The following is an 18,992-nucleotide window of genomic DNA, read 5'->3' on the forward strand; positions in this document are numbered from 1 at the left end:
CTACCATCCCGGCGTGATGCCCAGGACCCGGAACCAGGTGAAGCCGGCCACGATCAGGAGGGCGGTGCCCACCGCGGTCATGATCAGACCGTACTTCAGGTTGTCCAGGACCGAGTACTGTCCCGTGGAGAAGAGGATGACGTTGGGCTTGGCGTTGATGGGCAGCCCGATGACCCAGTCGATGGTGAACGCCGACGGCAGCGCGAGCCAGAGCGGGTCGTAGCCCAGGGTCTGCGCGATGGCGATGACGAAGGGGATGAAGATCAGCGTGCGCATGGTCTTGCTGGTGAAGAAGAGGTGGCTGAACATGTTGATGGCGATCACCAGGCAGTAGACCAGCCAGAAGTTCACCCCGGGCTGGATGTTCAGCTCGTCGAAGAGCGATCCCACGAGCCAGCGCGCGGCCCCGGTGTCGTTGAGCGCCAGACCGCCGGCGTAGGCGCCGCACGAGAAGAGCATGAGGTGCCAGGGGATGTCGGCCTCGCTCCACTTGAGCAGGCCGATCCGCGGGAAGAGGGCGATCACCGCGCCGATGAACGCCGCCATCACCGCCGAGATCTCGAAGCCCAGGACGGAGAGGTGCAGCTTGTCGGTGACCCAGAGCAGGATGACCAGGCCGAAGATGACGGTGGCCTTCTTCTCGCCGCCGGTCACCGGTCCCATCTCCTCGAGCTTGCGCCCCATCATCTCCAGGCCGCCCTCGACCACGGGCTGCTGCTCGGCCGGCGTGAGCTTGAAGACCAGGCGGGGGCCGATCCACCAGCTGATCAGCATGGCGACCACCACCACCGGCAGCGAGGCGAAGAGCCAGTCGGTGTAGTAGACGCGCGTGCCGCCCATGGACAGGATGAACGCCACGGCGATGAGGTTGGCGTTCGATCCGGTCATGTAGGCGCTCGACCCGAAGTCGATGCCCTGGAGGTTCTGCAGGAAGAGATTGCGGCCGAAGTTGTTCGGATGCTTGTTGCTGGCGCCGTAGATGCTGGCGACGACGATGAGGATCGGCAGGAGCATGGCGGCGCGCGCGGCGGTGGCCGGGATGAACGCGGCCAGCACCAGGTTGAGGCCGAAGAACGCCAGCAGGATCCAGCGGGACGTCCGCCCGAAGCGGACGATCAACGCCAGCGCCAGGCGCTTGGCGAGGTTGGTCTTGACCAGCATGGACGAGAGGATGAAGGCCAGCACGTTGAGCCAGATGACGCTGTAGCCGAGGACGCCCAGGACCTTGCTCTCGCCCCAGCCCCGGAAGAACACCAGCATGCCCATGAGCATGAGACTGGTCACGTGGGTGGGGACCGGCTCGGTGATCCACCAGACGAGTGCGGCGGCGAACACCGCGATGACCACCTGGCCGCTGGTGGAGAGCCCCGCCGGGGTCGGCATGTAGAGCAAGGCCAGGAACACGAGCATGCCCGCGGGGAAGCCGAGATACCGCATCCAGCGGTCGGTGGTCTTCAGCTCCTTCTCGGGCACCTGGCTCAGCTTGTGGCGGCTCAGGTCGAGCACCTCGTCGATCTTGCCGAGGACCGCTTTCGCCTGGGCCGAGGCGGCTGCTGCTGTCATCTGGCGTCTCCCGCGACCGCGCCGGCCGTTACCACGAGGTGAAGGGGTTGGCGATGAGGTTGGAATTGAAGTAGCGCGGGTCGGCGGTCACTTCCTCGCCCACCCAGTCGGGCCGCGTGAAGGCCTGGTCCTCGGACGTGAGCTCGCACTCCGCCACCACCAGCCCCTCGTTGACGCCGTGGAACTCGTCCACTTCCCAGAGCAGGCCAGCGACCGAGATCTTGTAGCGCGTCTTCTCGATGAGCGGCTGCTCGCAGAGATCCAGGAGCTCGCGGGCCTCGTCCAGGGGGATGGGGTACTCGAACTCGAGGCGGGTGGCGCCCACGGTGATCCCCTTGATGGTCAGGGCGGCGGTCTCGCCCATGGTGCGCACGCGCACCACCCGCTCCTTCACCGCGCTGAGGTAGCCCTGCCGGAACAGGATGCCCGCCGCCAGGTCTCGCCAGGCCTGACCGGTGACCAGGAACTTGCGCTCGATCTCCTTGCCCATGCTCGCTCCTCAGGTTGGGGATGGTTCCGATTCTGGACAGCAACCGGCATGCCCGAACCGATCGCCTCCACAAGAGGTACAATGGCAATTGGTTAGCCATTTCCACGGGGGATTGGCGAAGCAGAAAGGCGAAATTTCGCCGCTGTTCTGGCGAAATCTCGCCGCGATCGCTATGATTGCCCGATGAATGACCGTCTGACCATGATCCTGGGTGGCGGACTGGTGGCCGTCGTCCTGGTGGCCAGCTGGCTGGTGCTGCTCGATCTCACCGACATCCAGTCTCGGGAACCCCGTCCTCCCGCATCGCATCCGTCGCCCACCGATCTGGCTCAGCGCCCGCTGGTGAGGATCGGCGTGATCTCGCGCTTCGCCCCCAACATCATCTACACCGGCTATCAGCCCATCGTCGATTATCTGAATCAGCATGGGACCCACCGTTATGAACTGCGCCTGAGCACCAGTTACCAGGATGCCCTGGACCGCCTGCGTCGTCACGAGGTGGAAGCATCGTTCCTGGGGGCGTGGATGTTCGGCCATGTGGACCCGGACAGCGCACTGGTGCCTCTGGTCGCGCCGCTGAACGCCCATGGCGATTCGGCGTTCCAGGCGGTGCTGGTGACACGATCGAGCAGCCCGTTGGCCGGAGTCGCCCAGTTGCGGGGCAAGCGAGTGGCCCTGCCCTCGGCCCAGTCATGGTCGGGGAACTGGCTGCGCACGCGCGCGCTGCCGCGGGTCGGTCTCACCGAGGCGGACCTGGACTCGGTGCACCACTTCGACCACCACCAGACCGTGGTCTGGCAGGTCCTCAACGGGTCGTTCGAGGCCGGCGTGGTGAAGGAGGCCGTGGCCAGCCATTACCAGCGCGAGGGGCTGCGCGAGGTGGCGAGGTCGGCGCCCATTCCCGGCCCGCCTCTGGTGGGGCATCGCCTCTGCCCGCCTGCGGTCCGCGACGAACTCACGCGCCTGCTGCTCGCGCTCGACCGCGCCGATCCGCATGATCGCGAGGTCCTGGATTCCTGGACCACGGAATTCTCCTACGGCTTCACGACCACCGACCGCGAGGCATACACCCAGGCCTTCGCGCAAGAGGCGGAGCAGCCATGACACGACGGACGCTGGGACCCCATGGCCTGCGGGGCAGGATCCTCATCACGGTGGGTTTGACCGCGACCCTGATCATGCTCGTGCTCTCCTGGGGCATGCTCTACAGCTGGCGCCGGTCGCTGGTGAAGCAGGAGAAGTCCAACGCGCTGGCCGTGAGCCGGGCGTTCGCCGTGGCCGTCATCGACGCCCTGATCTTCGCCGACCAGGACCTCTACCAGTCCGAGGGCTTCCTCGACAACTACGTCAAGATGTTCATGGGCCAGAACGAACGCCTGCGCGCCATCACCATCCTCGATCCGGAAGGAGCGGTGGTCGCCCGCAGCTGGGATCGCCGCGACCCGCCCTGGGTCGCGGGCTCGCTGGAGGACATGCTCGCAGTGTCGGCGCCCTGGTCGACGATCACCAGGACGCCGGAAGGCCCCTGGGTCCTGGAGACCATCCTGCCCATGACCACCGGCGCACGCCGCTGGGGGGTGCTCGTCCTGGCGGTGGAGGCCGACTCCATCCGCCAGCAGATCCGGCGCAGCTTCATCCAGCTGGCGCTCTTCTCCACCTCGGTGACCTCGATCATGCTCGTGCTGCTCTGGCTGCTGCTCGGCCGCCTGCTCGGGTCCCTGCGCACCCTGGTCACCGCCATGGACAACCTCGACTTCAAGGCCGCCAACATTCCGGTGCTGCCCTATCGGCGCGACGAGATCGGCATCCTCTACAAGCATTTCGTGCGCATGCAACGTCGTCTCGAGCAGAGCCGCCAGGAACTGCTCGCGGCCCAGCGACAGGTCTGGCACGCCGAGCGGCTGGCGGCCATCGGCCGCCTCGCTTCCGGCCTCGCGCACGAGATCAACAACCCCCTCAACGGGATCCGCAACTGCATCTACGCCATCCGCGCGGATCTGGATGACCGCGAGCAGACCCGCGAGTACCTGGCCATGATGGACGAGGGGCTCGGCCATGCCTCGGGGGTGATCGCCAAGCTGCTCGGGTTCGCACGCAAGCAGCAGACCAGCCCGGGCCCGGTGGACCTGAACGAGACCGTTTCCTCGGTGGTGCGCCTGCTGGCGTTCGACCTCGAACGGAGTCAGATCGAGCTGGAGGAGAAGCTCGCCGAGGACCTGCCCCTGGTGGTGGCCGACCGCCAGCTGCTCCAGGAGGTGGTAATGAACCTGTTGCTCAATGCCCGGGACGCCGTGGCGGACGGGGGCGCGATCCGGGTGGAGACGCTGGCGCGTGCCGACCAGCTCCTGCTGCGGGTCGAGGATGACGGCCACGGCATCGCGGCCGAGCATCTCGACCAGATCTTCGATCCCTTCTTCACCACCAAGAAGACCGGCGAGGGGACCGGGCTCGGCCTCTCCATCTGCCTGGGCATCGTGCAGTCCCACGGCGGACAGATCGAGGTGGCCAGCGTGCCGGGCGACGGCACGACCTTCACCATCGTCCTGCCGGCGATGACCGAGGCCGGAGCAGAGGAGGTCGTCCAGTGAAGATCCTGCTGGTCGAGGACGAGAAGATGACGCGGGTGGCGCTCACCGGTTCGCTGCGCAAGGCGGGGTACGAGATCACCCCCTGCCCGGATGGCCACGTGGCCCTGGATGCCCTGGCGTCTCAACGCTTCGACGTGATCCTGACCGACCTCAACCTGCCCGGGCCCGACGGCCTGGAGATCCTCACCTCCGCGCGGCAGACCAGTCCCGAGGCCAAGGTCATCATCATGACGGCGTACGCATCGACCGAGACGGCCGTGGAGGCGTTGCGGCAGGGAGCCTACGACTACATCATCAAGCCCTTCGAGACCGACAAGATCCTCAAGCGGCTCGGGAACATCCGCCAGCTGCAGGCCGTGGTGGCCGAGAACCGCCTGTTGCGGCGCCAGATCGACAGCACGCCGTCCCGCCGGATCGTGGGCAATTCACCGGGCATGCAGCAGCTGATCAGGACCATCGAGATGGTGGCTCCGGGCGACTACAACGTGCTGATCCAGGGCCCCAGCGGCACGGGCAAGGAACTGGTGGCCAGGGCCGTCCACGACGCGAGCGATCGCCGCGACGGCCCCTTCGTCGCCGTGAACTGCAGCGCGATCCCCGAGACCCTCTTCGAGAGCGAGCTGTTCGGCTACTGCAAGGGCGCGTTCACCGGCGCGGCGCAGGATCGCCCGGGCTACATCGCCAGGGCCCAGGGCGGCAGCCTCTTCCTCGACGACATCGACGACCTGCCGCTGGTGGTCCAGGTCAAGCTGCTGCGGGTCATCCAGGAGCGCGAGGTCGAGCCCGTGGGCGGCAGCCAGCCGGTTCCGGTGGAGTTCCGGCTGATCACCGCCACCAAGGAGGACCTGAAGTCGCTGGTGGAGCAGGGGCGCCTGCGCGAGGATCTCTACTACCGGCTGAACGTGATCCTCCTGAAGCTGCCGACCCTGGACGAACGCAAGGAAGACATCCCGGCGCTGATCGAGCACTTCATCGCCCAGCACGGACGCCAGGACACGTTCTCGCTCTCGGCCGCCCAATACCAGGCGCTGATGTCGTATCACTGGCCGGGCAACGTTCGCGAACTGCAGAACGTGGTCGAACGGATGCTGGCCCTGCCCGACGTGGCCCTCGCCGACCTCTTCGATGCGCCCCAGCAGCAGGCAGCCGGCGACCTGGAGCCCGCTCCCCTGCCGGCCGACGACGACACGGCGCCGGTGCCGCGCTACCGGCATTACATGCAGCTCTGCGAACAGCGGCTGCTGCAACGGGCCCTGGCCCGCGCCCGGGGCAACATCACCGTGGCCTCGCGCATGCTCGGCCTTCCGCGCAGCACGCTGCGCAGCAAGCTGGAGAAAAACTAGCGCGCCGGCGGGCGCCGATGCTAACGTATCGGACGGCGCCACCGGCCATCATCCAGAGGAGAGACCATGGAGAACCTGATCCGCCAGATCCTGGTGAACATCGGCGAGGACCCCGACCGCGAGGGCCTCCTGAAGACCCCCGAGCGCGTGGCCCGGGCCTACGACGAGATCTGCGCCGGCTACCAGGCCGAACCCGACGCCATGGTCCAGAAGGCGCTCTTCAAGGCCGAGGGCAAGGAGATGATCGTGGTCAACGACATCGACTTCTACAGCATGTGCGAGCACCACATGCTGCCGTTCTTCGGCAAGGCCCACGTGGCGTACATCCCCAACGACAAGATCGTGGGCCTGAGCAAGGTGGCCCGGGTGGTGGAGGCTTACGCGCGACGCCTGCAGGTGCAGGAGCGCATGACCGCCCAGATCGCCGGCTGCCTCATGCGCAACCTCGACGCCCTCGGCGTGGCCGTGGTCCTGCATGCCCAGCATCTGTGCATGATGATGCGGGGGATCCAGAAGCAGAACTCGTTCGCGGTCACGAGCGAGATGCTCGGCGCCTTCGAGGCCAATCCCAAGACGCGGAGCGAGTTCCTGACCTTGATCGGCGAGAAGATCTAGCTCACCGGAAGTGCGACTTCAGGGTGTGCCAGGTGGTCTGCACCGCCGCCACCGGTCCGTCGCACGACTCCACCGGCACGATCCCGGTGACGATCACGTTTGGTCCGCCGGGCATGGAGCTGAAGAAGGGCTCGCCCCGGATCTCCACCATCTGCCCCACGTAGGGCTGCCAGACCGCCGGGTCCAGCCCGCTGGCATCCAGGGTCATGGCTCCGTACCAGCAATCGCAGGCGGGGAACTCCCAGAAGTAGCCGTACTCGTCGGCCTCGGGCAGGACGCCGCGGGTCAGCCCCCACACGCCGCAGCCGGCGATGGCGCGGGCTTCCGGCGGCCATACCACCGGATGCTCCTCGCCGAAGGAGTCGACGGCGACCAGGCGATAGAGGTAGCCCCAGCCCTCCGCCACCTGGTCGTCGATGACCTGGTGGTCGAGCGCCTGGCCATCCTCGGGCCAAGACAGGAGGTCGTCGGGATTCAGGACCGTGTGGCTGTCGCAGATCCCCACCGTGTAGCGCGTCACCAGGAGGCCGACGACGTCATCGCCGCTGGAGACGTCCTGCAGGTGGATGTCGATGGTGATGGCGCCGTCCTGGCAGGCGGCCTGGACCGAGATGTTGGCGGCGGCGGGCAGGGCCAGGCCGAGCAGGCCGGCGAGGATGGCGAGCCGGCAGATCGTGGACTTCATGGTCGCTCCCTCCGGGCGAGTCGAGGTGGCGTTCTCCTGGCGATCATAGCACGGATTGGTGTGGCGCTGGGACAACGAATGGGTTCAGGCGGCCCGGCCCAGCACCAGGCCGAGCGCCAGCACCAGGCAGGTCACCAGCTCCCATTGGCTCGTGCGGGACAGGATCCGGTTGAGGGCGGGGGAGATGGGGGTGCGCAGCACGCTCTGCAGGAGGGGCGACGAGAGCGGCACCAGGAGCAGCGCCGCCAGCGCCAGCGGCTGGCGGCTGCCCACCGCCACCGGCACGATGGCCAGGTTGCCCGAGAGCAGCAGGGCCACCACCAGCAGTCGGGTCCGTCGCTCGCCCAGCCGGACAGCCAGGGTCCGCTTGCCGGCGCGACGGTCACTGGCCATGTCGCGCAGATTGTTGACTCCCATCAACGCCGCGGCGTGCAGGCCCGGCACCAGCCCCGCCGCCCAGGCCACCGGTGGGGGCGGACCGGCCAGCACGGCGTAGGTGCCGGTGCAGGCCACCGGACCGAAGAACACGAGCGCCGCCAGCTCGCCCAGACCCTGGCGGGCCAGGGAACAGGGCCCGGCGGTGTAGGCCACGGCGCCCACCAGGCAGGCGACGCCCAGGCCCAGCACCCACCAGCCGGCCTGCCAGGCGATGAAGAGCCCGGCCACCGCCCCGAGCGCCAGGGAGAGGATCAGCCCGGCCAGGACCTGCCCAGGGCGCAGGAGTCCCGTCTGGGTGGCGCGGCGCGGTCCCAGGCGATCGCTGCCGTCGACCCCGCTGCGCGCGTCGAAGTAGTCGTTGGCCAGGTTGGCGGCGATCTGGAGGATCACCGCCACGGCGAGGCAGGCGGCGGCGAGGTCGATCCGCACCGGCCCGGCGACGATGGCCACCGCCGTGCCGAGTATCACCGGGGCCGTCGAGGCCGGCAGCGTCCGGGGCCGGCAGGCCAGCAGCCAGGCCCGCGAGGAACCGGGCCGGGTCACGCGGTCTCGCCGGCCGTGCCTGCGGGCAGGGCCCGGCCCCGGATGAATCCGAGGTAGGCGAAGAGGACCACGTTCATCACCACGGCGTAGAGCACGCCGGGGATGGCGTAGCGGAAATCGCCGAGCAGGAACGGGCTGGCGGCGATGGCGATGGCCTGCGCGGCGTTCTGCATGCCCACCTCGATGAGCACGGCGCGCCGTGCCACCTCCGGCAGGCGGAACCCGCGGCCGAGCAGGGCACCCAGTCCCATGGTGCCCAGGATCAGCAGCAGCGTGGCCGCCGCCAGGCTGCCGGCGTGGGCTGCGAGCACCGACCGCTGCTGGAGCACGAACACGGCGATCATCAGGACCAGCAAGGGGAGCGACACCCTGCGCAGGACGGCGTGCAGCCGGCTCGCGGCAAGCGGTCGCCACCAGCGCACCGCCATGCCCAGGGCCACCGGCACGAGAATGGTCACCCCGTTCTGCAGCAGCACCCGGGGCAACGAAAGCCGCAGGGTCGAGTCGGCGCCCAGCCACCAGCCCATGGCAAGGTTCACCACCAGGGGGATGGTGAAGACCGTGACCACGCTGGTGACCGCGGTCAGGGTGACCGACAGCGCCACATCGCCGCGGGCGAGCATGGTGAAGGCGTTGGAGCTGGCGCCGCCGGGGCAGGCCGCCAGGAGCACCAGACCCACGGCGAACACCGGCTCCAGGCCGAGGATCCGGGCGACCGCGAAGGCCACCAGGGGCAGGCCCAAGAGCTGAGCCGCCAGGCCCACGCTCACGGCGCGCGGGCGTCGGATCACGCGGGCGAAGTCGGCCGGCCGCAGTTCGAGGCCCAGGCAGAACATCAACAGGACCAGGACCGGAATCACGATGATCAGCGCGTTCATGCTACTCCAGGGGGTGTTTCAATCGGTGATGGGCAGCCAGCCCAGGACCTTGTCACTCGCAGTCGAAGGTAGATATCGCCAGCGCGTGTAATCCGCCACCGGACCGGGCCGCAGCTGCCAGCAGCGGCCGTCTTTGGTGTCCAGGAGGTACCAGCGCCGGTCGTGACAGAGCAGCTGGAAGCGGATCTGGCTGCCGCCGATGGCCGGGCCGAAGTCCCGCACTGCCAGCGGCTCCCAGGCGGCCTCGTTGCGGTCGAGCTGCCAGGTGCGGCCGGTGATCTTGTCGAGCCGGATCAGCCTGGGCAGCACGTCGGGACCGCCGCTGAGCACGGCGAAGCGGGCATCGGCGGGGATGGGGGTCTCGCCGCGCGGGCCGATCTCCTGGAAATCCTGCGGGTTGGCGGCGTGGACGGGAGTGGTCGACAGGAGCAGCAACGCGAGGATCGAAAGCGACAGATGGCGAGCACGCATGGGGGAGCCTCCGGTGTGGGGAGGGCCGGCTGCGGGGCCGGCCCTCCCCGATGAGGGGATGGCCTAGAGTCCCTTCTCGCCCAGCCAGCGCTCGCACTCGATGGCGGACATGCAGCCGGTGCCGGCGGCGGTGACGCCCTGGCGCCAGACCGAATCCTGCACGTCGCCGCAGGCGAAGATGCCCTCGACGCTGGTCATGGTGTGGTCGGGCTTGGTGATGATGTAACGCTCGCTGTCCAGCTCGATCTGGCCGGCGAGGAACTCGGTGTTGGGGTCGTGGCCGATGGCGATGAAGCAGCCGGTGCAGGGCACCTCGAGGTCGTCCTCGCCCTTGGTGCTCTCGAGCAGGACGCCGCGGAGCATGCCGGCGTCGTCGGCCAGGTACTCCTTGATGACCCGCGACCAGGCGATCTCGATGTTCTCCTTGTCGAAGGCTCGCTGCTGCATGATGGCCGACCCGCGCAGCTCGTCGCGCCGGTGGATCAAGGTGACCTTCTTGCAGATCCCGGAGAGGTAGGTGGCTTCCTCGAGGGCGGTGTCGCCGCCGCCGACCACCACCACGTCCTGCTCGCGGTAGAAGAATCCGTCACAGGTGGCGCAGGCCGACAGACCCTTGCCGTGGAAGGCGTCCTCGCCCGGCAGGTGCAGGTAGCGCGCGGTGGACCCGGTGGCGATGATGACCGCGGGCACCTCGTAGGTCTCGCCGCCGGCGGTGACCTTGAACGGAGGGCCCTGGCAGTCGATGGCGTCGACGTTGCCGCCCTTGATCACCGTGCCGAAGCGCGCGGCCTGGGCGCGCAGCTTCTCCATGAGCTCGGGTCCCATGATGCCCTCGGGGAAGCCCGGGAAGTTCTCCACGTCGGTGGTGATGGTGAGCTGCCCGCCGGGCTGCATGCCCTCGAACATCAGGTTGGGGATGTTGGCGCGGCTGAGGTAGATGGCGGCGGTGTAGCCGGCCGGGCCGCTGCCGGCGATGATGACCTTGGGCTTGGGATCGCTCATGGCGCCTCCTGGGTCAATAGGGGTCTCGGGCGGACATTCACCGGCCATTGGTATAGGACATCCGGGGCGCTGTCAACCTTCTCGGATCGGCGACTGGCGGGCATCGTCACCGGAGTCGCCGCGAGGGTATTGCGACTTGACTAATCGACAGAGAGGTATTAGTTATAACCGCTTGTGATCTAGTTCCTGGGCGCGCGGCCACCAGCCGGTTGGCTATGACAGGTGGCGGCGTGCCGGTTTGCAGCATTTGCGGAGAGACAGAAGCATGTACGCGGTTGTCAAGATCAAGGGGCAGCAGTTCCGGGTCGAGCCTGGAAACAAGCTGCAGGTGCCGTTGCTCGAGGATGAGATCGGCGCCAACGTGACCTTCGACGAGGTCCTGATGCTGTCCGATGGCGAGGACGTCCAGGTGGGCAGCCCCATCGTCGCGGGGGCCAGCGTGGCCGCCGAGGTGCTGCGGCACGGCCGTAGCCGCAAGATCGTCGTCTTCAAGCGCAAGCGGCGCAAGAACTACCGGCGGAAGAAGGGCCATCGTCAGCCCTTCACCGAGATCAACATCACCGGCATCAGCAGCTGACGGCTCGCTGACCGGCAGAGTCCGCACCCGTGGTGCGGAGCCACAGGGAGAGCATCATGGCTCATAAGAAAGCAGGCGGCTCGACACGCAACGGCCGCGATTCCAACCCCCAGTATCTCGGGGTCAAGCGCTTTGGCGGCCAGGCCGTCACCGCCGGCACCATCCTGGTGCGGCAGCGCGGCACCAAGATCCATCCCGGCCGCAACGTCGGCCGCGGCGGCGACGACACCCTGTTCGCCCTCGAGGATGGCACGGTGGTCTTCGAGAGCTTCGGGAAGAATCGGAAGCGCGTCAGTGTGCAGCCGAACTGAAGCATCCGTGACCACCTGGTCACACCCGAACCCGCCCCTCGCCAGGGGCGGGTTTCTCTTTGTCCGGGAACCGCAACCGGCCCGGTCGTCGATCCCGGGGAGGCGCCATGAGCGGTGAGGTCCTGGTGGTGATCCCGGCCCGCTACGGGTCGAGCCGGTTCCCCGGCAAGGCGCTGGCCGACCTGGAGGGCCGGCCGCTGGTGGTGCGGACGGTGGAACAGGCCCTCGGCATGGCCTCCGCCCACAGGGTCCTGGTGGCCACCGACGATCCCCGCATCGCGGCCGCGGTCACCGGCGCGGGAATGTCCTGCGTCATGACCGGTGAGCATGCCACCGGCACCGACCGCATCGGCGAGGTCCTGGCCAGCCACGAGGCCGCGGTGGTGGTGAACCTGCAGGGCGACGAGCCGCTGCTGGACCCGTCCATCGGCGACCGCCTGGTCGCGGCCCTCGGCCAGGATCCCGACCTCGACCTGGCCACCTGCGCCCACGCCTTCGGCCCCGCCGACGATTGGGCCGATCCCAACGTCGTGAAGGTGCTGGTGGACCGGAGGGGACGGGCCCTGTACTTTAGTCGCGCCGCCATTCCCGGCTCCTTCCCCGGCGCCGACCCGGCGACCGCCCGCGCCGCCGCCCTGCGCCATGTCGGCATCTACGCCTGGCGGGCCCCCGCGCTGCGGCGGTTCCTGGACTGGCCACGGGGACAGTTCGAGCAGATCGAAGGGCTCGAGCAGTTGCGGGCGCTGGAGAATGGACTGACCATCGGGGTGGTGACCATCGCGGAGGGGCCCGTGGGGGTGGACACGCCCGCCGACCTGGAGCGGGTGCGTGCGATCTGGCGCACCCAGAACGGCCCCCCGGCGGGGCCGCAAAGAAGGAACGATTGATGGCGAAGTACGTGTTCGTCACCGGCGGTGTGGTCTCGGCCCTGGGCAAGGGCATCGCCGCCGCGAGCCTCGGCAACCTCCTCGCCGCCCGTGGCCTGAAGGTCGTCCTGCAGAAGTTCGACCCCTACCTCAACGTGGATCCGGGCACCATGAGCCCTTACCAGCACGGCGAGGTCTTCGTCCTGGACGACGGGGCCGAGTGCGACCTGGATCTGGGCCACTACGAGCGTTTCACCGACGTGAACCTCTCCCAGGAGAACAACCTCACGGCGGGTAAGGTCTACGAGACAATCCTCTACAACGAGCGCAAGGGCAAGTACTTAGGAAGAACAGTTCAGACGATTCCTCATGTCACCGACGAGATCAAGCGCCGGATCATGCTGCCCGCGGAGAAGGACCCCGAGCTGGACGTGGTCATCACCGAGATCGGCGGCACCGTGGGCGACATCGAGTCGCTGCCCTTCCTGGAGGCGATCCGTCAGCTGCGCCTGGAGTCCCCGCCCGAGGACACCTGCTCGGTCCACCTCACCCTGGTGCCCTACATCGAGGCCGCCGGCGAGATCAAGACCAAGCCGACCCAGCACTCGGTGGCCGCCCTGCGCAACATCGGCATCCAGGCCGACTTCCTCATCTGCCGCTCGCGCCAGCTCATCGGCGAAGACGCCCGCCGCAAGATCGCGCTCTTCTGCAACCTGCCCAAGGAGTACGTCTTCGACGGCCTGGACGTCCGCTCGATCTACGAGGTGCCGCTCATCTACCACCAGCAGCACATGGACGACCACGTCTGCTCGCGGCTGCGGCTCGAATGTCCCCAGGAGGCCGACCTCTCGGCCTGGGAGCGCATGACCCGGATCATCCTCGATCCGCCCGACCGGGTCCGCATGGCCATCGTGGGCAAGTACATCGAGCTGAAGGACGCCTACAAGAGCATCACCGAGAGCTTCGTCCACGCGGGCATCCCCAACCACGTGGGCGTCGATCTGGTCTGGGTGGACAGCGAGAGCCTCGAGGGGCGCGAGGTTGGCGAAGGCAAGCTGGCCGAGGCCTTCCGGGACTGCCACGGCGTGCTGGTGCCCGGCGGCTTCGGCGACCGCGGCATCCAGGGCAAGATCAACGCCATCCGCTACGCCCGCGAGAAGGGCATCCCCTTCTTCGGGATCTGCCTCGGCCTGCAGTGCGCCATGATCGAGATCGGTCGCGAGCTGGCCGGCCTGGAGATGGCCAACAGCGCCGAGTTCGATCCGACCACCCCGTATCCGGTGATCCATCTGATGGAGCACCAGAAGTACATCGAGATGATGGGCGGCACCATGCGTCTGGGAGCCTGGCCCTGCCTGATCCAGCCCGGGACCCTGGCCCATCGCTGCTACGGCGCCGAGGAGATCAGCGAACGGCATCGCCATCGCTACGAGGTCAACAACGAGTACCGCGAGGCCCTGGCCAAGGCGGGCGTGGTGTTCTCCGGCCTCTCGCCCGACGGCCAGCTGGTGGAGATCATGGAACTGCCCGACCATCCGTTCTTCCTGGCGGTACAATTCCATCCCGAGCTGAAATCGCGACCCAACCGACCGCATCCGCTGTTCCGCGAGTTCGTGCGCGCGGCGGTGGAGCACCAGGCCCGGACCCGTGATCAGCAGGCCGAGGCCTGAGGGGGTGTCCATGAGCCGCAACACGACCGTGCGCATCGGCGACCAGTCCCTGGGGCGGGGAAAGCCGCTGTTCATCATCGCCGGTCCCTGTGTCCTCGAGGATCCCGACGAGATGCTCATGGTGGCGACCGAGCTGGCCCGTGTGTGCCGGGACCTGGGCGTGGGCTACTGCTTCAAGTCGAGCTACCTCAAGGACAACCGGACCAGCGGCGACAGCTTCCGCGGGCCGGGTCCCGACGTGGGGCTGCCGCTGCTCGCGCGGATCGGCCGCGAGGTGGGCGTGCCCGTGCTCACCGACGTCCACGGTCCCGAGGAATGCGCGACGGCCGCCGAGGTGGTGGATGTCCTGCAGATCCCGGCCTTCCTCTGCCGCCAGAGTTCGCTGCTCGAGGCCGCCGGCAGGACGGGTCGGGTGGTGAACATCAAGAAGGGTCAGTTCCTCGCCGCGGCCGACATGGCTCACGGGGCCGCCAAGGTCCAGGCCGCCGGCGGCGACCGGATCCTGCTGACCGAGCGCGGCAGCTTCTTCGGCTACCGCGATCTGGTGGTGGATTTCCGCTCGATCCAGATCATGCGCGGCCTCGGGCATCCGGTGGTCTTCGACGCCACCCACTCGGTGCAGACGCCGGGGTCCATCGGCAACGCCACCGGCGGCAAGCCCGAGCTCATCCCCATGCTGGCCCGCTGCGGCGTCACCGCCGGCAGCGACGCGGTGTTCCTGGAAGTGCACCCCGAACCGGCGCGGGCGCTCTGCGACGCGGGCAGCCAGCTGCCGCTCGACCGGTTCGCCCCGCTGGTGTCCCGCCTGGCCCAGCTGCGCGAGCTGTTCCTGGAGGACGAGGCATGACCGGACGCTGGCCACTCAGGGACGAGGAGACCTACCGGGTGGAGATCCTCGAGCAGGTGGGCGAGGGACTGAGCGAGCGGCTGGCGGCGGTCCGGTTGCTGGTGCTGGATTGCGACGGGATCCTGACCGACGGCAGCCTGCTCTACGGCCCCGACGGCGAGGCGCTCAAGGCCTTCGATGCGCGCGACGGCCTGGGGCTGATGATGCTCCGACCCGCGGGCATCGCCCGCGCCGTTCTCACCGGGCGCCGGAGCGAGATGGTGGCCCGCCGCTGCACCGATCTGAAGTTCGAATCCATCAAGATGGGGCGCTTCGACAAGGTGGCGGCGCTGGCGGAGATCTGGCGGGAGACCGGCCACGACGCCGAGCACACGCTCTACATGGGTGACGACATCCTCGATCTGCCGGCCCTGGCGGCGGCGGCGCTGCCGGTGACGGTGCCGGGGGCGCCGGCCGAGGTGCGCGAGTTCTGCGCGCTGGAGACCCGGGCCGCCGGCGGACATGGCGCGGTGCGCGAGGTCTGCGACCTGGTGCTCAAGGCCCGGGGCGAGTACGTGGCCGCGATCCAGCGTCTGGCGGCGAGCGGGTGTCCCGCTGACGATCCGGAGGTGACCCAGTGATCCAGCCCGGCTCGGTTGATCCCGAGCGCATCCTCGAGCTCGGACGCGCCACGTTCGTCCAGGAAGCCGCCGCTCTCGAGCGGGTCGGCGCCGAGCTGGGCGAGGGGTTCGTGGCGGCGGTCCAGGCGCTGCTGGCCTGCCGGGATCGGGTCCTGGTCACGGGGCTCGGCAAGAGCGGTATCGTGGCGCGGAAGATCGCGGCCTCGCTCACCAGCACCGGCACGCCCAGCCACTTCATCCACCCGGTGGAGGCGGCGCACGGCGATCTGGGCATCGTGCGCGGCAGCGACGTGCTCATCGCCATCAGCCGCAGCGGCAACAACCCCGAGGTCAGCCAGCTGGTCCAGACGTGCCGTCACTTCGACGTCACCACCATCGCCCTGACCGGCGCACCCGAGAGCGAGCTGGCGCGGGTCTGCAACATCGTGGTGCCGGTGCCGGTAGAGCGCGAGGCCGACCCCTTGAATCTGGCGCCGACCACCAGCTCCACCGCGGCCATGGTCCTGGGCGACGCCCTGGTGGTGACGCTCCTGACCCTGAAGGGCTTCAGCCGCGACGACTTCGCGGTCTTCCATCCCAGCGGCGTGCTCGGTCGTAGCCTGCTGGTGCGGGTCGAGCAGCTCATGCATCGGGGCGACGAGCTGCCGGTGGTCCGGGACGACATGACGCTGCGGGAGTCGCTGCCCGAGATCGTCGGCAAGCGTCTGGGCGGCACCTGCGTGGTGGATGCCGAGGGGCGCCTGGCCGGTGTCTGTGTCGACGGGGACGTCAAGCGCGTCCTCCTCGATCACGAAGACGCCCTCGATCGGCCCATCGCCGAGACCATGAATCCCGCGCCGACCACCATCGGCCCGGACATGCTGGCGGCCAGGGCGTTGCGACTGATGGAGGAGCGCGAGGCCGGCCCCATCACGCTGCTCATCGTGGTGGATGCGGATCGTCGCCCGCTGGGGCTGCTGCACATTCACGACGTCTTGAGAGCTGGCCTGCTCTAAATTATTTATCCATATTGTATTGAAGGTCTCGCCTGAGCTTTTGCGCGAGGTGGTCCGCCTCGAGAGGCGCGGCAATGGCACGCAAAGTGCTTGACGCACGCTCCACCAGTCGCGAACCTGCTTGCGGGACGCTCATCGTCGCCTGGATTCGGAGGTCTCATGGCCGAGCAGTTGCCGCGCTGGCGGCGCTTCCGGCGCCGGTTCTGGTACCTGGTGGCCCGGATGGTCCTGGCCGGGATGCGGGTCCTGCCGGCACCGGCCGGTCGCGGGCTCTGCCGGAACCTGGCCTGGGGAGCCCTGAAGCTGCGGCGTGCCGACACCCTGCGGGCGCGGCGCAACCTGGCCCTGGTCTTTCCCGACCGCCCACGGTCCGAACAGGAGCATGTGCTGCAACTGGCGGTCCATGCGCTGGGGGAGAACCTCTACGCGGCCCTCACGGTCGACCGCGCGGCGGCGCGGGGGTTTCCGGAGGTGGTGGAGGCGCCGGGCCCCGACGGGCGCGGCCTCCTGGCGGTCCTGCACGAACTCGAGGCCCGGGGCCGTGGGGTCCTGCTGGTGACCGGGCATCTGGGCTGCTGGGAACTGCTGGGCGGTTGGCTCGCGGCTCATCTCGAGCGGCCAGCCGTCATCACCGGGACGGTGCGCAATCCGGCGGTGGATCGCTTGCTGCAGGACCGGCGGCGAGCCCTCGGCCTGGAGCCGCTGCCCCGCCAGGCGGGTGCGCGACCGCTGCTGCGGGCGCTGGACCGCGGCGCGGTGGTGGGCGTGCTGCTCGATCAGAACACGCGGGTCCATAGCGTGCCGGTGCCGTTCCTCGGCCGGCCGGCGCCCACGCCGCTGGGACCGGCGATCATCGCCCGCCGGCGCGGGGTGCCCCTGGTGCCCGCGGCCATGTTGCTGGAAGGAGGGCGCTGGACGGTGCATCATCTGGCGCCCATCGAACCGGACGCCGCCGCCGACGCTCGCGAACTGACAGCCCGTTGTAGCCGGGCCCTGGAAGAACTGGTCCTGCGGAACATCGCCCAGTGGGTGTGGTTCCATGACCGCTGGAACGTGGATCCCGGGAGATAGGCAAGAGCATGCGCGTCCATCGTCGTTTACAGCCTCGCCGCCGCCAGACGCTGCCGATCTGGGCGGTCGTCCTGGTCTGCGTGGGGCTGGCCGTCAGCGGTTGTGGGCAGAAGGAGCCCGCCGACGAGGGCGGCACGGCCCCGGAGGCCGCGACACCGGGTCGCGCCGAACCCCAGCAGAAATTCTACGACTACCGGCTCATCGAGAGCCAGGCCGGGGTGCGGCAGTGGGTCCTGGACAGCGACGAGATGCTCAAGTATGCCGACCGCGAGGACGTGGAACTGGTCCGGGTCAACATGGACTTCTTCCAGGATGGCGCCTACTTCTCGACCCTCGTCTCGGACAGCGGGACCGCCAACCTCAAGACGCGCGACGTGTTCGTCTGGGGACACGTGTCCATCACCACCCAGGACGGCCGGCGCCTGCGGACCAGCGAACTCACCTACACCAACACCGACGGCCTGATCCGCAACGAGGTGTACAACGTGTTCGATCGGGGCGAGGACGTGGTCACCGGCATCGGGCTGGAAGCCACTCCGGACCTCGACTACATTGAGATCAAGCAGGAGGTCGCCGCCGAGGTGGGCGACGAGACCGCCAGGACCGCCGAGGATCCCGGAGAAACACCATGACCGACGTGACCTCGCCCGCGACCCCGCACCGCCTCGAGGCTCGCGGTCTGCACAAGACCTACCGCGGACGCGCCGTGGTCGACGGCGTGGATCTGTTCGTGGAGCAGGGAGAGGTCGTGGGCCTGCTCGGGCCCAACGGCGCCGGCAAGACCACCTCGTTCTATTGCATCGTTGGCTTCATCCGACCCGATCAGGGCCAGATCTTCCTCGATGGCCAGGATATCAGCCGCAAGCCCATGTACAAGCGGGCGCGGCTGGGGATCGGCTACCTGCCGCAGGAGTCGAGCATCTTCCGCAAGCTCACCGTGGAACAGAACCTGATGGCCATCGCCGAGACCCTGAAGCTGGGACGCAAGGCGCGGCAGGAACGCGTCGACGAGCTGCTGGAGTTGATGGGCGTCACGCATATCCGCAAGAGCTTCGGCTACCAGCTCTCGGGCGGCGAGCGGCGCCGGGTGGAGATCGCCCGCGCCCTGGTCACCCAGCCCAACTTCATCCTGCTCGACGAGCCGTTCGCCGGGATCGATCCCATCGCCGTGTCCGACCTGCAGCTCTGCGTCGCCCAGCTCAAGGACCAGGGCCTGGGCATCCTGATCACCGATCACAACGTGCGCGAGACCCTGACCATCACCGACCGCGCCTTCATCCTGTTCGAGGGACGCATCGAGCTCGCGGGTTCGGCCGCGGAGATCGTGGCCTCGGACAAGGCCAGGGCCATTTACCTCGGAGAGTCTTTCCGGCTCTGACCGGACCGCCGCCGGCAGGAGGCCGGGGCAAGGAGCATCCC

Annotated in this window: 21 protein-coding genes; 14 read left to right on the top strand and 7 right to left on the bottom strand. The window is 68.4% G+C overall.

Annotated elements, in window-relative coordinates; all coding sequences use genetic code 11:
• Together IFSED24_RS03525 and IFSED24_RS03530 are read right to left on the bottom strand one after the other, a co-directional pair.
• Nucleotides 1–1,563, bottom strand: coding sequence for an SLC13 family permease (locus IFSED24_RS03525; RefSeq protein ID WP_491333842.1), 1,563 nt, complete (start codon nucleotides 1,561–1,563; stop codon nucleotides 1–3).
• Between the two features lie 28 nt (nucleotides 1,564–1,591).
• Complete coding sequence (locus tag IFSED24_RS03530; RefSeq protein WP_491333843.1) at nucleotides 1,592–2,053, bottom strand: CYTH domain-containing protein; 462 nt, start codon at nucleotides 2,051–2,053, stop codon at nucleotides 1,592–1,594.
• A gap of 183 nt (nucleotides 2,054–2,236) precedes the next feature.
• Here IFSED24_RS03530 and IFSED24_RS03535 point away from each other — a divergent pair, with 183 nt between their 5' ends.
• The 4 genes from IFSED24_RS03535 (at nucleotide 2,237) to folE (ending at nucleotide 6,599) form a co-directional block, all read left to right on the top strand.
• On the top strand, nucleotides 2,237–3,157 hold the full coding sequence (locus IFSED24_RS03535) for a PhnD/SsuA/transferrin family substrate-binding protein (protein ID WP_491333844.1): 921 nt from the start codon (nucleotides 2,237–2,239) through the stop codon (nucleotides 3,155–3,157).
• Complete coding sequence (locus tag IFSED24_RS03540; RefSeq protein ID WP_491333845.1) at nucleotides 3,154–4,641, top strand: sensor histidine kinase; 1,488 nt, start codon at nucleotides 3,154–3,156, stop codon at nucleotides 4,639–4,641. Before IFSED24_RS03535 ends, IFSED24_RS03540 begins: the two co-directional genes overlap by 4 nt.
• Entirely contained in the window at nucleotides 4,638–5,984 is a 1,347-nt protein-coding gene (locus tag IFSED24_RS03545) for a sigma-54-dependent transcriptional regulator (protein ID WP_491333846.1), read from the top strand. Before IFSED24_RS03540 ends, IFSED24_RS03545 begins: the two co-directional genes overlap by 4 nt.
• Before the next feature lie 66 nt (nucleotides 5,985–6,050).
• Nucleotides 6,051–6,599: a GTP cyclohydrolase I FolE gene (folE, locus tag IFSED24_RS03550; protein WP_491333847.1), complete on the top strand. Its 549-nt coding sequence runs from the start codon at nucleotides 6,051–6,053 to the stop codon at nucleotides 6,597–6,599.
• A 1-nt stretch (nucleotide 6,600) separates the two neighbouring features.
• Here folE and IFSED24_RS03555 read toward each other — a convergent pair whose 3' ends face one another.
• From IFSED24_RS03555 to trxB, 5 genes are all read right to left on the bottom strand, one after another.
• Nucleotides 6,601–7,284, bottom strand: a complete 684-nt coding sequence (locus IFSED24_RS03555) for a hypothetical protein (RefSeq protein WP_491333848.1) — start codon at nucleotides 7,282–7,284, stop codon at nucleotides 6,601–6,603.
• A gap of 84 nt (nucleotides 7,285–7,368) precedes the next feature.
• Nucleotides 7,369–8,265, bottom strand: coding sequence for a 1,4-dihydroxy-2-naphthoate octaprenyltransferase (gene menA / locus IFSED24_RS03560; protein ID WP_491333849.1), 897 nt, complete (start codon nucleotides 8,263–8,265; stop codon nucleotides 7,369–7,371).
• Entirely contained in the window at nucleotides 8,262–9,143 is an 882-nt protein-coding gene (locus tag IFSED24_RS03565) for a bile acid:sodium symporter family protein (RefSeq protein ID WP_491333850.1), read from the bottom strand. The genes menA and IFSED24_RS03565 overlap by 4 nt, the downstream gene beginning before the upstream one ends.
• An 18-nt stretch (nucleotides 9,144–9,161) precedes the next feature.
• On the bottom strand, nucleotides 9,162–9,614 hold the full coding sequence (locus tag IFSED24_RS03570; protein WP_491333851.1) for a hypothetical protein: 453 nt from the start codon (nucleotides 9,612–9,614) through the stop codon (nucleotides 9,162–9,164).
• A 63-nt stretch (nucleotides 9,615–9,677) separates the two neighbouring features.
• On the bottom strand, nucleotides 9,678–10,616 hold the full coding sequence (trxB, locus tag IFSED24_RS03575) for a thioredoxin-disulfide reductase (RefSeq protein WP_491333852.1): 939 nt from the start codon (nucleotides 10,614–10,616) through the stop codon (nucleotides 9,678–9,680).
• 265 nt (nucleotides 10,617–10,881) lie between these two features.
• Between trxB and rplU the strand changes: the two genes are divergently transcribed.
• From rplU to lptB, 10 genes are all read left to right on the top strand, one after another.
• Nucleotides 10,882–11,193 (top strand): 50S ribosomal protein L21, encoded by a 312-nt coding sequence (gene rplU, locus IFSED24_RS03580; protein ID WP_491333853.1) that lies wholly within the window; start codon nucleotides 10,882–10,884, stop codon nucleotides 11,191–11,193.
• 56 nt (nucleotides 11,194–11,249) lie between these two features.
• Entirely contained in the window at nucleotides 11,250–11,504 is a 255-nt protein-coding gene (gene rpmA / locus IFSED24_RS03585) for a 50S ribosomal protein L27 (protein ID WP_491333854.1), read from the top strand.
• Nucleotides 11,505–11,611: 107 nt separating this feature from the next.
• Nucleotides 11,612–12,391, top strand: a complete 780-nt coding sequence (kdsB, locus tag IFSED24_RS03590; protein ID WP_491333855.1) for a 3-deoxy-manno-octulosonate cytidylyltransferase — start codon at nucleotides 11,612–11,614, stop codon at nucleotides 12,389–12,391.
• Nucleotides 12,391–14,040: a CTP synthase gene (gene pyrG, locus IFSED24_RS03595; RefSeq protein WP_491333856.1), complete on the top strand. Its 1,650-nt coding sequence runs from the start codon at nucleotides 12,391–12,393 to the stop codon at nucleotides 14,038–14,040. Before kdsB ends, pyrG begins: the two co-directional genes overlap by 1 nt.
• 10 nt (nucleotides 14,041–14,050) lie before the next feature.
• Complete coding sequence (gene kdsA, locus IFSED24_RS03600) at nucleotides 14,051–14,887, top strand: 3-deoxy-8-phosphooctulonate synthase (protein ID WP_491333857.1); 837 nt, start codon at nucleotides 14,051–14,053, stop codon at nucleotides 14,885–14,887.
• Nucleotides 14,884–15,507 carry a KdsC family phosphatase gene (locus IFSED24_RS03605; protein ID WP_491333858.1) on the top strand — a complete coding sequence of 208 codons (624 nt, stop codon included), beginning with the start codon at nucleotides 14,884–14,886 and terminating at the stop codon, nucleotides 15,505–15,507. The genes kdsA and IFSED24_RS03605 overlap by 4 nt, the downstream gene beginning before the upstream one ends.
• A complete protein-coding gene (locus IFSED24_RS03610; RefSeq protein WP_491333859.1) occupies nucleotides 15,504–16,502 on the top strand; it encodes a KpsF/GutQ family sugar-phosphate isomerase in 999 nt (332 codons plus the stop codon). The genes IFSED24_RS03605 and IFSED24_RS03610 overlap by 4 nt, the downstream gene beginning before the upstream one ends.
• A gap of 159 nt (nucleotides 16,503–16,661) precedes the next feature.
• Nucleotides 16,662–17,573, top strand: coding sequence for a lysophospholipid acyltransferase family protein (locus IFSED24_RS03615; protein WP_491333860.1), 912 nt, complete (start codon nucleotides 16,662–16,664; stop codon nucleotides 17,571–17,573).
• An 8-nt stretch (nucleotides 17,574–17,581) separates the two neighbouring features.
• Nucleotides 17,582–18,205, top strand: coding sequence for an LPS export ABC transporter periplasmic protein LptC (gene lptC, locus IFSED24_RS03620; RefSeq protein WP_491333861.1), 624 nt, complete (start codon nucleotides 17,582–17,584; stop codon nucleotides 18,203–18,205).
• A complete protein-coding gene (gene lptB, locus IFSED24_RS03625) occupies nucleotides 18,202–18,951 on the top strand; it encodes an LPS export ABC transporter ATP-binding protein (protein ID WP_491333862.1) in 750 nt (249 codons plus the stop codon). The genes lptC and lptB overlap by 4 nt, the downstream gene beginning before the upstream one ends.
• Nucleotides 18,952–18,992: the final 41 nt, after the last annotated feature.

It is taken from the genome of Candidatus Latescibacter sp. IFSED24, assembly GCF_058273205.1.